12 protein-coding genes are annotated in these 13,921 nt (G+C 66.5%); all 12 read left to right on the top strand.

The features are described from left to right. The first annotated feature begins 10 nt into the window (after positions 1-10). The 12 genes from ACMYLB_RS21485 (at position 11) to ACMYLB_RS21430 (ending at position 13,909) form a co-directional block, all read left to right on the top strand. Positions 11-1,231 carry an HlyD family efflux transporter periplasmic adaptor subunit gene (locus ACMYLB_RS21485; RefSeq protein ID WP_415908984.1) on the top strand — a complete coding sequence of 407 codons (1,221 nt, stop codon included), beginning with the start codon at positions 11-13 and terminating at the stop codon, positions 1,229-1,231. Positions 1,232-1,275: 44 nt separating this feature from the next. Further along, positions 1,276-1,458: a hypothetical protein gene (locus ACMYLB_RS21480; protein ID WP_415908983.1), complete on the top strand. Its 183-nt coding sequence runs from the start codon at positions 1,276-1,278 to the stop codon at positions 1,456-1,458. Positions 1,459-1,515: 57 nt separating this feature from the next. Beyond that, a complete protein-coding gene (locus tag ACMYLB_RS21475) occupies positions 1,516-3,381 on the top strand; it encodes a hypothetical protein (RefSeq protein ID WP_415908982.1) in 1,866 nt (621 codons plus the stop codon). A 5-nt stretch (positions 3,382-3,386) separates the two neighbouring features. Then, entirely contained in the window at positions 3,387-3,584 is a 198-nt protein-coding gene (locus tag ACMYLB_RS21470) for a hypothetical protein (protein ID WP_415908981.1), read from the top strand. Between the two features lie 28 nt (positions 3,585-3,612). After that, positions 3,613-3,816 (top strand): hypothetical protein, encoded by a 204-nt coding sequence (locus ACMYLB_RS21465; RefSeq protein WP_415908980.1) that lies wholly within the window; start codon positions 3,613-3,615, stop codon positions 3,814-3,816. Between the two features lie 74 nt (positions 3,817-3,890). Next, entirely contained in the window at positions 3,891-4,193 is a 303-nt protein-coding gene (locus ACMYLB_RS21460) for a hypothetical protein (protein WP_415908979.1), read from the top strand. Positions 4,194-4,343: 150 nt separating this feature from the next. Then, positions 4,344-6,494: a peptidase domain-containing ABC transporter gene (locus tag ACMYLB_RS21455; protein WP_415908978.1), complete on the top strand. Its 2,151-nt coding sequence runs from the start codon at positions 4,344-4,346 to the stop codon at positions 6,492-6,494. A gap of 222 nt (positions 6,495-6,716) precedes the next feature. Beyond that, positions 6,717-7,802, top strand: coding sequence for a 6-phosphofructokinase (locus ACMYLB_RS21450; protein WP_415908977.1), 1,086 nt, complete (start codon positions 6,717-6,719; stop codon positions 7,800-7,802). 155 nt (positions 7,803-7,957) lie between these two features. Next, positions 7,958-9,067 (top strand): sensor histidine kinase, encoded by a 1,110-nt coding sequence (locus tag ACMYLB_RS21445; RefSeq protein WP_415908976.1) that lies wholly within the window; start codon positions 7,958-7,960, stop codon positions 9,065-9,067. Between the two features lie 5 nt (positions 9,068-9,072). Continuing rightward, positions 9,073-9,864, top strand: a complete 792-nt coding sequence (locus ACMYLB_RS21440; protein ID WP_415908975.1) for a LytR/AlgR family response regulator transcription factor — start codon at positions 9,073-9,075, stop codon at positions 9,862-9,864. 348 nt (positions 9,865-10,212) lie between these two features. After that, positions 10,213-12,990: a TonB-dependent receptor plug domain-containing protein gene (locus ACMYLB_RS21435; protein ID WP_415908974.1), complete on the top strand. Its 2,778-nt coding sequence runs from the start codon at positions 10,213-10,215 to the stop codon at positions 12,988-12,990. Positions 12,991-13,153: 163 nt separating this feature from the next. Further along, a complete protein-coding gene (locus ACMYLB_RS21430; RefSeq protein WP_415908973.1) occupies positions 13,154-13,909 on the top strand; it encodes a hypothetical protein in 756 nt (251 codons plus the stop codon). Positions 13,910-13,921: the final 12 nt, after the last annotated feature.

Here is a 13,921-nt window from a genome sequence, read left to right as displayed (position 1 = left end):
ATTTGCGCCCATGTCCGCCGCGCATCCCCTGCCTCTCCCGCTGGCCGCCCACACGGTGGAGAGCCTGCGCGCGGAGCACGGACGGGTGCCGCGGGCGATCTACTGGCTCACGCTCGCCGGCACGGTGGCGGCGCTGATCAGCCTGCCGCTGATCGAGGTCGACGTCTCGGTGAGCGCGCCCGGTGTGGTGCGGCCGGCCACCGAGCGGGTGGACTTGCGCCTCGCCCTGGGCGGCCGGGTCGCCCGCGTGCTCGCGCACGACAACGACCGCGTGGCCGCCGGCCAGCCGCTCCTCGAGCTCGCGACCCCCGATCTCGACGAGCGCCTGGCGCGCAACGCGGCGCTTCAGCGCGAAAAGCAGGCGGTGCAGGCCTTGCTCGATTCCCTTTCCACGGTGCGGCTGGTGTCGTCCGGTGTGTTGTATGATGTGACGGGCCGCCGCGCCGTGGAACCGTTCTCCAGCCTGCAGGCCATCGGGCAGGAAGTGGAGCAGTTGCGCGCGCAACTCGAGGCGGGGCGCGTGGGCGAGGCCAAGGCCCGCAGCGAACTGGCCCGCGCCACGGCGCTCGCAGACAAGGGCATCGCGACCCAGCGCGAGCTCGATGACGCCCGCTATGCCCTCGAGCGCGTGCAAGCGGAGGCGCGCCTGGCGGTTGAGCAGATGCGGACGCACTGGCACGACCGCCGGCAGGAAACGGCCGCCGCTTTGGCGGACCTCGCCTCGGAGCAGAAGCGCCTCGAGGCCGAGCGGGCGCAGGCGGTGCTGCGCGCCCCGCTCGCGGGCACGGTGCAAGGAATCGTCGGCTTAGGCGCCGGCGCGATCGTCGGCGCCGGCCAGGTGGTCGGCGCGATTTCACCCGACGACCGGCTGGTCGTGGAGACACACGTGCCGCCGCATGAGATCGGCTTGGTGCGGCCCGGCCAGCCTGTGCGGCTTCAGATCGACGCCTTCCCCTACACGCAATGGGGCCTGCTCGACGCCCGCGTGGTCGCGATCGCCGCGGATGCCAGCAACGCCATGGGTGCCGGCGGCGCGTTGGCCTTCAAGGTGACGATCGCGCCCGCGCGTTCGCACCTGCAGCTCGCGAACGGTGCCGTCGGCCGACTCGGCAAGGGCATGACCGTCTCCGCCCGTTTTCTCACCGCCCGCCGCACCTTGCTCCAAATCCTCTACCAGGACGCGAGCGTATGGCTCGACCCGCAGAACCGCGCCGCCGCGTCGCGCCCCTGAGTCCCCTTCCCGGCAATCCCGCCGGGGAAAACAAACCGCGAAAAATGAAGACACTGAAACAATACGAACTGAGCGCCATCTCTGGTGGCGAAGAAGCCATCGATCAAATCCCGCCGCGGCCGCCTTACACCCCGCCGCCCCCGCCGCCGCCCGCGCCCTCTCCGACGTTCAATGTCTACGCCGCTCCCGGTATCGATCCGGCGTGTGAGATTGAACTCGCACGATAACCGCGGGCGCATCGATCCCCAGTTGGTGCGCTCCCAGATTTTCCGGGTGCGTTTCCCATGAACTCCGATTGCCGTCAGCTTGCCGCACGTCTGCTCCGACGCGGGTGGTTTGGGATGGGTTTTCTGGCGGCGATCTCCGGAACGGGGCTCCAAGGAGGCGCGCCGGATTCGCCCGCTGCGACGCAGCGAGACGAGGTCGTAAAGCTGCCGCCGTTTGTCGTGAACGAATTGCCCGACGACCTTCCCTGGCGTTACGGTCGCGTTGCAGAGATCGAAGTGCTCACTTTGGCGAGTGATCGCCTCACGGAGGCGTTCCTGGCCTCGGCGATCCGCGGCAAGAATTTCATGAGCCGGGCTTTTTTCGGGGAGCGCACTCTACCGGTAAGTTTCGTTTTGTTCGACCACCGGGCGGATCTACTCGCGACGGTGGCGATTTCGCAGGGAGGCTCACGCTGGCGGGCAGGCACGACCGAGTTTGCCGGCCATGTGAGCCAATCGGACGGTGACGTCCTCACCCTCGCGGCCAACCTCCACGGGGTGAGCGAATGGCCGATGGTGGGGACCGAACTCGCCAGGCGGTTGACGGCAGAGGCAAGCGGCGTGCCGCGGTGGTTGTCCGAGGGGTTGTTCGGTAGCTCGGGGTGCCTCTCGCAGCTGTGCGGCTATCCCGACCGGCCGGCGATCGACTTGTCCGCCTTCCTCTGGATATCGGAAGAGGTTTCGCAGGAACTCCGGGAGAAACGCTTTCGGCCTCCCGAACTGTTGCCGCTGGAAAGTTTTTTTGCGGCGACTCCCAATCGCGAAAAGGACCCTGAAACCTATCGTCTGTGGTCGTCGCAGGCCGGGCTTTTCGTGCGTTGGCAGCTGTTCGGCAAGAATGGGAGGCCGCTCGATCCGGTGGCGTTTTGGGGTTTCGCGCTGGAAGCACGCGCGCATCCGGTGAACGAACCGATGTTCCGTCGCTGGTTCAAATTATCCTACGCGGAGGCCGAAAACGAGATGCTCCGCTACCTCCGCGTCGCCGTTGCCGCGCCGGAAACGATCCAAGTCGCCAACGTGAACCGACCGGTGCCGGAGCTGAGCAACTTGACGTTGCGGATGGCCACCGAGGAGCAGGTGGCGCGCCTGAAGGGGAATTTCGAAGCGATGGAAGCGCGGCGCCTGCGGCACGATTTCCCGGAACTCGCCGCGAAATACGCCGCCGCCGCGCGACGCACCTTGCAACGCGGACTGAAGGCGAATCCCGCCAGCGGCGAGTTGCGTGGGTTGCTCGGTCAGTTGGAGTATGACCAAGGCCATGCGGATGCAGCGCGGCCGCTGCTGGAATATGCCTTTGCGCAAGCTGCGCTTGGAACGCGCGCGCTGCTCTCTCTCACCAAGCTGCGGTTGGATGAATCGCGACATGGACTGCCAGCTGATGCCAAGTTGCCGGGCGGCGCACTCGAGCGGGTGCTCACGCCACTGTTCGCGGCGCGCACGCGCAAGCCTCCGGCGCTCGAAGTCTATCAAATGATTGCCGCGGTGTGGGCGCAAAGCGCCGTGACGCCGACGAAGCGCCACCTCGCCGTGCTGTTGGAGGGGGCGCAGCTCTTTCGGGATGAGACCGACTACATCATCTCAGCCGTCGATCTGCATCGTCGCCACGGCTATGCCGCCGAAGCCAACGCGCTGCTGGCTCTCGGCGAAACCTGGGCCCGCGACGAGACGGCACGTGCGCGCTATGCGGCACTGCGAGCGGCGTTAGGCAACCTTCGCGCTGCACGTGTGATGCGCTCACCTTACGAAATCTACGATTCAACAGCCATGCCTCTCGGGCAAGCGAGGGTCGGCACATCCACAGAACAAGCGATTCTCGCTGAGGATTTATCACGGACTCGCTGCCCGTCATCATTTCACGCGCAGTGCGTGGAAATTAACCCATAAACAAAATGAAAAACATCGAACTGAACGATGAACTCGCTGGCATCTCCGGTGGCCTTTCGTGGGGCACTGGGTTCCTGCTCGGCGTTACGCCGGTTGCGACGCTTGGCCTGGTGGCCGGGGCTGCGTATTGGCTCATGAGTGGATACAGCGACTACCTCCGCGGGCTCGACGAGGGCATCGCTGCTGCGAACAAGACGAAGTAACCCACAAAAACAAATATAGGCTACGACCATGAAAAACATCGAACTCAGCAGATCGGAACTCGAGAGCATCGTTGGCGGCTCCGAAGCGCATATCAATCTGGGGCGCATGATTGGGTATGCCGCGCAGAAGACGGTGAACTTTGTCGATTGGCTGTTTACTCCGACGAGTGGCGGCGCTGGCAATTGGACTCCTTACCCGGGGATGTTGCCGGGGTCCATGGGCCTTAAGTAATCCACATCGTCTCTCGCCCGCCTCGCTGTTTCTGGCTCAACTGGTCGCGAGGCGGGCCTTTGTGGGTTTCAGCCATGCCTTACGATCACTCAAGAAGCGCTGCCGAACTCAAGCAACTGGCCAGTTGCGCCTTTCTGGTATGCTTGGGAGTGGCGTTCGGTTCGGTGTATGAAGTCAGTTCGTTGATTCCGATTGCCGTGGCTTTCCTCTGGTTTAGGCCCGACCGGCCCGGTTCAGCCGAGCTCTACCGATCGCGATTTCTTTGGTTAGTGCTTCTGCTGCTGTTGCTCACATGCGCACTGGCGCACGTCCGTTTGCTGGATGCAGCCATCCCTGCGGCTCCCTTGTCGACATCCAACAAGTCCGGACACCTGTGACGCCGTATCTCGGTGGGCTTCGCGTGTGGATGGAACAGGTGCCTACCTGAGTCTGCCAGTCGGGCTGCGATGACCACAACGGCACGACCTAATCGGATGCTGCATGCGGACGCACGCTAACATGCTTCCACCTGCGTTCATCACGTGAGGATGACAGACTTCCGTCAGCGTGACATCACCGACTGTGGCGCGGCGTGCCTGCGCTTCATCGGGGCGCATTATCGCTGTGATGTGCCGGTGGCGCGCTGGCGCCAGCTCGCGGGGACGAACCAACGCGGTTCCACGGCGCTGGGACTCGTCGAGGCGGCGCGGCAGATCGGGTTCACGGCGAAGGGCGTGAAGGGTCCGGCCGAGGCGTTGCCGACCGTGCCGTTGCCGGCGATTGCGCACTGCCTGATCGATCAGAAGCTCCTGCACTACGTCGTGCTCGTGGAGTGGTCGCCGAGGCACGCCCGCGTCATGGACCCGGCGGTCGGCCGCGTGGAAAAGTGGTCGCAGGAGAAATTCAAGGCGGTCTGGACCGGCGTGTTGATCCTCGTGGCTCCGGGTGAGGACTTCCGGCCGGGCGACACGACGGTGTCGCCGTGGCGGCGATTGTGGAGCTTGCTGGCGCCCCATCGCAGCGTGCTCGGACAGGCCTTCGTCGGCGCGGTGGTGACCACGATCCTCGGTCTGGCGATGTCGGTCTACGTCCAGAAGATCGTCGACCAGGTCATTCCCGACGGGAATCGCTCGCTGCTCAACCTGCTCGGCGTGGCGATGCTGGTCATCCTCGCCTTCAAGCTCCTGCTCGGGGTGTTCCAGTCGCTGCTCTCGATGCGCACGGCGCAGCAGATCGATGCGACGCTCATCCTCGCCTACTATCACCACCTGATGCGGCTGCCCCAGCCGTTCTTCGATTCGATGCGCGTGGGCGAGATCACCTCGCGCATAGCGGACGCGGTGAAGGTCCGGAATTTTCTCAACGGCGCGCTGCTCAACCTCGTCCTCAACCCGCTGATCCTCGCCTTCTCGCTCGGTGCGATGTTCCTCTGGTCCTGGAAACTCGCGCTCCTCTCGCTCGCGCTACTGCCGCTGAACGCCGCGCTTTATTGGTTCATCGATCTGCGCAACCGCACCTACCAGCGCCAGATCATGGAACGCGCGGCGGACTTCGACTCGCAGCTGGTCGAGTCGCTTCAGGCCCAGCCGGCGCTGCGGCGCTTCCGGCTCGAGGAGCATGCCGAGCTGCGCACCGAAATCCGGCTCGTGCGGCTGCTCAAGACCGGCTGGCGCGCCGGCCTTGCGGCGCTCGGCACCGGCACGGCGGGTGCGTTCCTCACACAGGTCTACCTCATCGGCCTGCTCTGGCTCGGCGCCGGCCTCGTGCTCGACGCCAGCCTCACGCCCGGACAGCTCATGTCGTGCTACACGCTCGCCGGCTACCTCACCGGCCCCCTCACGGCGCTGCTCGGCCTCAACACGCAGATCCAGGAAACGCTGATCGCGACCGACCGCCTGTTCGAGATCATGGACCTCGAGCTCGAAAAGGATCAAGGCACGATCAAACTCACCCCCGCGCGGCTCGGCGAGATCCGCTTCGAGCACGTCTCGTTCAAGCACGCCGGCCGCACCGCCACGTTGCAGGACATCACGCTCACGGTTCCCGCGGGCAGGATCACGGTGCTCGTCGGCGAATCGGGTTGCGGAAAAAGCACACTGCTGGCTCTGCTCCAGCGCCTCTACCTGCCGAGCGAGGGCCGCGTTTTCCTGGGCGAGCATGACCTCCAGTATTTCCGCCTCGAAAGCCTGCGGCGGCACCTTGCGGTCGTCCCGCAGCAGACGCACCTGCTTTCCGGCACGATTCTCGAAAATCTCGCGCCCGGCGACCTGCAGCCCGACATGGAGCGGGCACTTCGGCTGTGCCGCGAGGTCGGCGCGCTCGAGTTCATCGAGCAGCTCCCACAGGGTTTCCTCACCCACCTGAACGAAAACGGCGCCAACCTCTCCGGCGGCCAGCGCCAGCGCCTCGCGATCGTGCGCGCACTCTATCTGGATGCGCCGGTCCTGCTGCTCGACGAACCCAGCTCCGCGCTCGATGCCAAGGCCGAGCAGGCGCTCGTGGCCCTCTGCCAACGGCTCCGCGCCGCCGGCCGCACCGTTCTGGTCGCCTCGCACACCCCGGCCTTCCTCGCGGTCGCCGATCAGGTCGTCACCCTGGCCGGCGGCAAGGTCGTGGCTCTCACCGGTCGGCCGCCCGGTCCGGAGACCGAGGCGTCCCGCGGCACCCTGGACATCGGCGCGCTCGAGGCCGTGGCCTAGCGCATGAACAGGCCCGACCGCGTCACGGGGATTTGACGATCCAGCGGCGGCAGCGGCGCGTGCGGGGTTTTTGTTCCGGCGGAGCGGCTTGCACCAAGGGATGCGCAACGTTCGCCCAAATGCGCACAGGTTTGAACACAGTTGGGGGTTGAGCGCCTGCACCGGGTGGATTGAATGATCAGCTCCTGCCCCCGCAGGACTTACTCTCAACCACACCCACGCATGAAAGAACGCATCGGTATCGTTACAGGCGGCGGCGACTGCCCCGGACTCAACGCGGTGATCTACGCGGTCGTGAAGGCCGCGGACCGTCGCGGCTGGGAAACCCTCGGCATTTACGGCGGCTTCGATGGCCTGCTCTCGCCCGTCCAGGCCCGCCCGATGAACTACCAGGAGATGGACGGCCTGCTCTATCTCGGCGGCACCGTCCTCGGCACGTCCAACAAGGGTCGCTTCGTCGCCAAGGCCGGCCACGGCGAGAAGCGCGAGATCGACCCCGCCGTCCTCGCCGAGGCAAAGCGCAATTTCGACGCCCTCGGCCTGCGCGCCCTGGTCGTGGTGGGTGGCGACGGTTCCCTCTCCATCGGCCTGCAGTGCATGAACGCCGGCATCCCGATCGTCGGCGTGCCGAAGACCATCGATAACGACCTCGAGGGCACGGACGTGACCTTCGGCTTCGACTCCGCGGTCTCGTTCGCCACCGATGCTATCGACCGCCTCCGCACCCACGCCCAGAGTCACAACCGCGTGATCGTGGTCGAGATGATGGGCCGCTACGCCGGCTGGATCGCGGCCCACTCGGGCATCGCGGGCGGCGCGAGCGTCGTGCTCATCCCCGAGATCGAATTCACCTACGAGAGCATCGTGCGCAAGATCGTCGAGCGCGAGGCCGAGGGTAAGCATTTCACCATGGTCGTCGTGGCCGAGGGCGCCCGCATCAAGGGCGGCGACTTCGTCACCCACGGCGGCCCCGAGGAGAAGAACCGCGAGGCCCGCCTCGGCGGCATCAGCGCGGTCGTGGCCGACGAGATCGCCCGCCGCACCGGCAAGGAAGTGCGCAATTGCGTGCTCGGCCACCTCCAGCGCGGCGGCGTGCCGACGACGTTCGACCGCTTGCTCTGCACCCGCTTCGGCGCCAATGCCGTGCGCCTCATCGACGAGGGCTGCTACGGCCAGATGGTGGCCTCGCGTCCGCCGGACATCATCTCCATCCCGATCGCCGAAGCCGTCGGCAAATTGAAGACCGTGCCGATCGACGGCGACCTCGTTCGCACCGGCCGCGCCCTCGGCATCTGCTGGGGCGACTGAGCCGGCCGCCGGCGCGGCGTTTATCGACGAAAACGGAAAGATCCACGATCAACGGGCGCCCCGAGCCCGCCAAACCCGTCCCGCGCGCGCCGGACGAAAACTCCTCCGGCGTTCCGATGCTTGCGTTCGGCGGGCCGGCGGGCTTAACGACCGCCGTGCCCGCACCACGACGGCATAACTGGCTCTTCATCTTCGGCGTCTGGACCGCCGTCGGCGTGCTGCTGTCGATCCAGACCTACATCGGCCTGTCGCAGATGCCCGACTCGCCGCGCGGCCACCTCGTGCTCTGGGTGGCGCAGATGTATCGCGCCTGGCTGTGGGCGCTGCTCACGCCGGCCGTGTTCATGCTGCGGCAGCAGTTGCAGGAACGGCACCGCAACCTGGTCGTCCGCTTCTCGCTGCACGTGCTGGCCGCGGTCACGCTGCTCGCCTGGTGCAACATCGTCCGTCTCTGGGCGCTGAACGTGACCTTCGGCTGGTGGCGCCTCGAGGACTACGGCATCGACGCGATCTGGGGCATGCTCAGCGCGCGCTCCTTCATCGATTTCTACATCTACTGGATCGTCGTGGCCGCCGACTACGTGCGCGAACTGGTCAACCACAAGGTCCAGACCGAGCTGCGCGAGGAGCAGCTGCACACCCAGCTCGTCCGCGCCGAGCTCGCCGCGCTGAAGCAGCAGGTCCAGCCGCACTTCCTCTTCAATTCCCTCAACGCCATCGCCTCGATCATGCGCGAGGGCGACTCGAAGAAGGCGGTCGAGGCCATCTCGCTGCTCTCGCAGCTGCTCCGCCAGCTCATGGCCAACGGCGGCCGCCAGGAGATCGAGCTCTGGCGCGAGCTCGACTACGCGCAGTGCTACCTCTCGGTGGAAAAGGTGCGCTTCGAGGAAAAGCTCATCACCGACTTCGACGCCGACGAGGATTGCCTCAACGCCCTCGTGCCCACGCTCATCCTCCAGCCGCTGGTCGAGAACGCCGTGAAGCACGGCATCGCCCAGCGCCGCAACCCGGGCCGCGTCCGCGTGACCGCGCGCCGTGTGCCCGGCGACCGGCTGCGTCTGGAGGTGTTCAACGACCCGGCCGAGGGCGGCCGCAAGGCCGACGCGCGCGACAACCATGGCATCGGCCTCCAGGCCACGCGCGCGCGCTTGGAGCGGGCCTTCGGCCCGACCCACCGGCTCGAATACGATCTCCACAACCCCGAAGGCTGCCTCGTCCGCATCGAACTGCCCCTGCAGGCGGCCGGCCTTCCCAGTCACGCCTGATCCCCATGGAAAAGATCCGCGTCCTCATCGTCGACGACGAGCGTCCCGCCCGGCGCGCGTTGCGCACCCTGCTGGAAAACGAGAGCGACATTGAGATCGTCGGCGAAGCCACCGACGGCGAGCGCGGCATGGAGGCGATCCGCAAGCTTCGCCCGCAGCTCGTCTTCCTCGACGTGCAGATGCCGATCCTCACCGGCCTCGAGATGCTGAACAAGCTGCCCGCCGGCGAACGCCCCGAGATCATCTTCGTCACCGCCTACGACGAGTTCGCCCTGCGCGCGTTCGAGCTCCAGGCGGTCGATTACCTGGTGAAGCCCTACAGCGACCAGCGCTTCCACATGGCCCTCGACCGGGCCAAGCGCCGCATCCGCGCCGGCACGTTCGGCGCCACCGAGCAGGCCCTCCGTGAGCTGCTGGATAAACTGCAGGGCGCGGCCGCACCGGCGCCGCAGGCACCCGCGCCCGGCGCGGTCGATTTCTCCCGCCTCGTGGTCAAGGCCGACGGCCAGCTCCACTTCCTCAACCAGGCCGACATCCGCTGGGTCGAGGGGCAGGGGGATTTCGTCAAGCTCCACCTCAAGGACCGCGGCCTGATGGTGCGCATGACGCTCACCAAGATCGAGGAGATGCTCGATCCGGAGATTTTCGTCCGCATCCACAAGAGCACCATCGTCAACCTGAACTGCGTGCGGCGCGTGATGCCCATGCTCGCGCGCAGCCACGGCATGGAACTGGACGACGGCACCGCGCTGCCCATCGGGCCGAGCTACCGCGGCGTGCTCGATCGCCTGAAGTGACCGGAGGCGGCTGCGCCGGCACCGGGACCGCGGGTCGGCGGCGGACCCCGCCATCGGTCCCGCGTGGACCCACGGACTGATGCGCGGCCCTTGCCGCTCGCCCGACTCCGGATGGCATCTTTTCTGATTCGATCGCCGGCAGGCTCCCCAGCCTGAAGCGTCGCCGGACTTCGTCTTTGTCTTCACCGCGGTGGCACGGTTGGTCGTCGCATTCGGCTGATATTTCGACGCGTTCGTCGTATTCGCCGCACGACGAGTCGACGGCGCGTTGTTCGCTGACGGAGCCGGGAGTTCTGTGCGCGATGCCCGCGTGCGCCCACGTGCGTGCGTGCGGACACCAACCAAACTATGAACAAGAATACCTCGCATCCCTCGCGGATGGCGGGCGCCTCGGTTTTGAGCGCGCTGATCGCCGTCCTCGCCGCGACCCCTGGGTTCGCCCAGACGAGCGACGCTCCGAAGCCGGAAGACACCGTCAAGCTCCAGCAGTTCGAAGTCACCGGCTCGCGCATTCGTCGCGTCGACGCCGAGACGCCCAGCCCGGTCGTTCGCATCACCTCGGAAAGCCTGCAGTCGACCGGCTTCTCCACCGTGGACGACGCGCTGCGCGCCATGCCGTTCAACACCGGTGCCTCCATCACGCCGCTGAGCTCCAGCACGGGTTTCGCGTCCGGCACCTCGACCGTCAACTTCCGCGGTCTCGGTAACAACAACACTCTCGTCCTCATCAACGGCCGCCGTGCGGCTCCGTCGGGCGCGGGCACCTTCAACGGCTTCCAGACCGTCGTCGACCTCCGCCAGATCCCGGCCTCCGCCGTCGACTCGATCGAAATCGTCAAGGACGGCGCCTCCGCCATCTACGGTTCCGACGCGGTCGCGGGCGTGCTCAACATCAAGCTGAAGCGCGACTACACCGGCGTCGGCGTCGACGTCTCCGTCGGCAACACCTTCGGCAACGACTCGCTCGAGACCTCGGCCTTCGTCATCGCCGGCGCGCGCTCGGGCAAGACGAGCATCACGGCCATGGCCGACATCTACAAGCGCAACGCCATCGCCGACCGCGACTACTCGTGGTCCCGCACGGCCGACCTGCGCAACGACCGCTCCGGCACCGGCCAGGTCGAGACCGACGCGGCCGACACGACCATCACCGGCATCGACTGGCGCTCGTCCAGCACGTTCCCGTCCCGCTTCTTCCTCCCGGGCACGAACACCATCCGCACCTACCTGAACCCGACGAGCGACCCGCAACCGGGCAATGCCGTCGCGGTCTCGCGCGCCACCGGCGCCGGCCTCTACGACTTCCAGCAGGACACCTGGCTGTCGCCCGAGCAGGACAACTTCGGCTTCCAGTTCTACCTGAACCACGAGTTCACGGACAAGATCTCCGGCTTCGCCGACCTGTTCTACCGCCGCATCACGGCGACCAACCACGCCGCTCCCTCGCCGTTCACCACGACGGACAAGGGTTCCGGCACCAACGGCCGCCTCGTCGTCGCCGCTGACAATCCCTACAATCCCTATGGCACGCGCTACTTCGGCAGTGCCGGCCAGAGCATCGAGCTCAGCACCTACCGTCTCGTGAACGCCGGTGCGCGCGTCAACGACACGAACTCCGACTACCCGCGCATGGTCGTCGGCCTCAAGGGCGACCTCGTCGACGACTGGTCCTGGCAGGCTTCCGCCATGTATGCCCAGGGCAGCTTCTACAACGCCTCCCCCGGCACGGCCTTCGACAGCCGCGTCCAGGAAGCGCTCAACGGCGTCGTGATCAACGGCCAGAAGCGCTACGCCAATCCGTTCGGCGCCGAGGACCCGCTCATCACGGACTACTACTCCGGCTCGAACCCGACCAAGACCACCTTCACGAGCAACATGTATGAGCTCAGCGCCAGCGGCTCGCTCTTCGACCTCCCGGCCGGCAAGCTCGGCCTCGCGGTCGGCACCGAGTTCCGCAAGGAGAACATCAACGACGTCCGCACCCTCGAAAACGAGAACGGCAACGTCGTCGGCGGCTCCGAAGGCTTCGGCTACCAGGGCAAGCGCAACGTCACCTCGTTCTACTCCGAGTTGAGCGTTCCGATCCTGGCCAAGAACTCCGGCATCGGCGCCGTCGAGGCGCAGCTCGCCGCGCGTTACGAGGACTACTCGGACTTCGGCACCACCACCAAGCCGAAGGTCGCGCTGGCCTACCGCCCGAACAAGTGGCTCATGCTCCGCGGCTCCTACTCGCAGTCGTTCCGCGCCCCGGACCTCCAGTATCTCTACAGCGCCGGCTCGGTGAGCTTCACCTCCAGCGCCGTGTTCGACCCGCGCCGTCCCGACCAGCCCTCCGCCCAGATCAAGACCCTCGGCAAGGGCAACCCGAACCTGCAGCCGGAAGAGACCAACACGAGCTCCATCAGCACCGTCATCGAGGTTCCGACCGGCATGCTCAAGGGCCTCACGATGGAAGCCGGCTACTTCAAGTTCGACCAGAAGAACCTGATCACCCGCGACAGCGCCACCTTCACGCTCACCAACGAGCTCACGCTGCCTGCCGGTCGCGTCGTTCGTAAGCCCGTCACCGCCGCCGAAGCCGCCGCCGGCATCACCGTCGGTGCCCTCGACTACATCAGCACCGACTGGTATAACTCCTCGAAGCAGGTCTACGAAGGCTACGACTTCGGCATCTCCTACACCTGGAAGACCGCCAAGCTCGGCCAGTTCCGCTTCGGCGCCGAGGCCACCTACGTCGCCAAGTTCGAGCGCGAGAACATCAACTCGCTCGGCGTCTCCTCCGTCACCGACATCGACGGCACCGACGGTTCCGCCCTCTGGCGCGGTAACTTCACCACCGCCTGGAAGAAGGGCGACTGGGCCGCGTCCGTGTTCGTGAACTACCTCGGCGAGATGCCCTCCAGCACGATCGTCAGCGGCTACATCACGCCGAAGCAGGAGCAGCAGATCATCGTCAACCCGCAGGTCAGCTACTCCGGCCTCTGGAAGACCCGCATCACCGTCGGTGTGCGCAACGTCTTCAACGAAGAGCCGCCGCGCTACCTCGTCGCCAGCCAGGGCTACAACGCCGGCATCGCCATCATCGAGCCGCAGTTCTGGTATGTGCGCCTCTCGCGCGAGTTCTGATTTGTCCGTATAGGTTGTCAGTGTGTGTTAAATCGAGCCGGGCTTCACCGCCCGGCTCTTTTTTTGTCCCGCTTCGTCCCGGCGCGGCGCGCTTTCGTCGGGCCGCCCTGGCGGCTGGTCGAAAAATTTACCCGCGCCCGGCGTTTCGGACTATCTTTCCGGCATGCTCCGCCGCCTCGCCCTCGCGCTGCTCGCCGCCGCCCTCGCCGGCGCCGGGGCGCGCGCCGACAGCCGCGAGTCGGCTTTCTGGGGCCGGGAGCTGCTGGGCCCCGACACGTGGTCGCGCGTTGTCCTGGTCGAGAACGCCACGCCGACCGTCCGCTATCCGGCGAAGTTCTACGCGCTCGTCTTCGAGTTTGAGGGCTTGCTCTGGTTCTACACCGAGAGCGACGGCACCCAGAGCCTCTCGCAGCAGCTCGGCCAGGTCCGCGCCGACAAGCAGCACTACCTCGCGCTCGCCCGCAGCCTGCACGACGGCTTCACGCGGGTGATCGACGGCGCCTCCGACCAGCCGCCGCTCACCGCGCTCCTCGACAACAAGCTCCCGCGCGGCTGCTTCCTCTACTGCCTGCTCAACTGGCGGCGGCTCGAGACGCTCGGCACCCCCGCCCGCGGCCAGCTGCTCACCTACTACGTCAACACCCCCGACGGCGCCCGCGGCCACACCATCCTCCTCTACCGCTACGGCAAGAAGCACTACCTCTACGACCCCGCCGACACCGAGCTCGAGCGCCCGCTGTTCACGCCGCCGCCGGAGGATCCGCTCGAGGCCGCCAACGTCTTCGCCATCCGCTCCGGGGCCGTCTTCCCCGTCAGCGCCGTGCTGCTCGATGTCCACCGCACCAGCCGCCGCGTGAAGGAGCCCGTTTTCCGGAAACGCACGGTCTCGCCCTCCCTCGCGGTCAGCGTGACGCCCTAGCGCCGCGGCGCG

It is taken from the genome of Oleiharenicola sp. Vm1, assembly GCF_047777955.1.
GTDB lineage: Bacteria > Verrucomicrobiota > Verrucomicrobiia > Opitutales > Opitutaceae > Didemnitutus.
This window is presented reverse-complemented; position numbering and strand designations above follow the sequence as displayed.

Excerpts from the sequence above, each read along its gene's own strand:
- ACMYLB_RS21485 (WP_415908984.1), top strand. The coding sequence starts at position 11 with ATGTCCGCCGCGCATCCCCTGCCTCTCCCGCTGGCCGCCCACACGGTG.
- ACMYLB_RS21480 (WP_415908983.1), top strand. The coding sequence starts at position 1,276 with ATGAAGACACTGAAACAATACGAACTGAGCGCCATCTCTGGTGGCGAA.
- ACMYLB_RS21475 (WP_415908982.1), top strand. The coding sequence starts at position 1,516 with ATGAACTCCGATTGCCGTCAGCTTGCCGCACGTCTGCTCCGACGCGGG.
- ACMYLB_RS21470 (WP_415908981.1), top strand. The coding sequence starts at position 3,387 with ATGAAAAACATCGAACTGAACGATGAACTCGCTGGCATCTCCGGTGGC.
- ACMYLB_RS21465 (WP_415908980.1), top strand. The coding sequence starts at position 3,613 with ATGAAAAACATCGAACTCAGCAGATCGGAACTCGAGAGCATCGTTGGC.
- ACMYLB_RS21460 (WP_415908979.1), top strand. The coding sequence starts at position 3,891 with ATGCCTTACGATCACTCAAGAAGCGCTGCCGAACTCAAGCAACTGGCC.
- ACMYLB_RS21455 (WP_415908978.1), top strand. The coding sequence starts at position 4,344 with ATGACAGACTTCCGTCAGCGTGACATCACCGACTGTGGCGCGGCGTGC.
- ACMYLB_RS21450 (WP_415908977.1), top strand. The coding sequence starts at position 6,717 with ATGAAAGAACGCATCGGTATCGTTACAGGCGGCGGCGACTGCCCCGGA.
- ACMYLB_RS21440 (WP_415908975.1), top strand. The coding sequence starts at position 9,073 with ATGGAAAAGATCCGCGTCCTCATCGTCGACGACGAGCGTCCCGCCCGG.
- ACMYLB_RS21435 (WP_415908974.1), top strand. The coding sequence starts at position 10,213 with ATGAACAAGAATACCTCGCATCCCTCGCGGATGGCGGGCGCCTCGGTT.
- ACMYLB_RS21430 (WP_415908973.1), top strand. The coding sequence starts at position 13,154 with ATGCTCCGCCGCCTCGCCCTCGCGCTGCTCGCCGCCGCCCTCGCCGGC.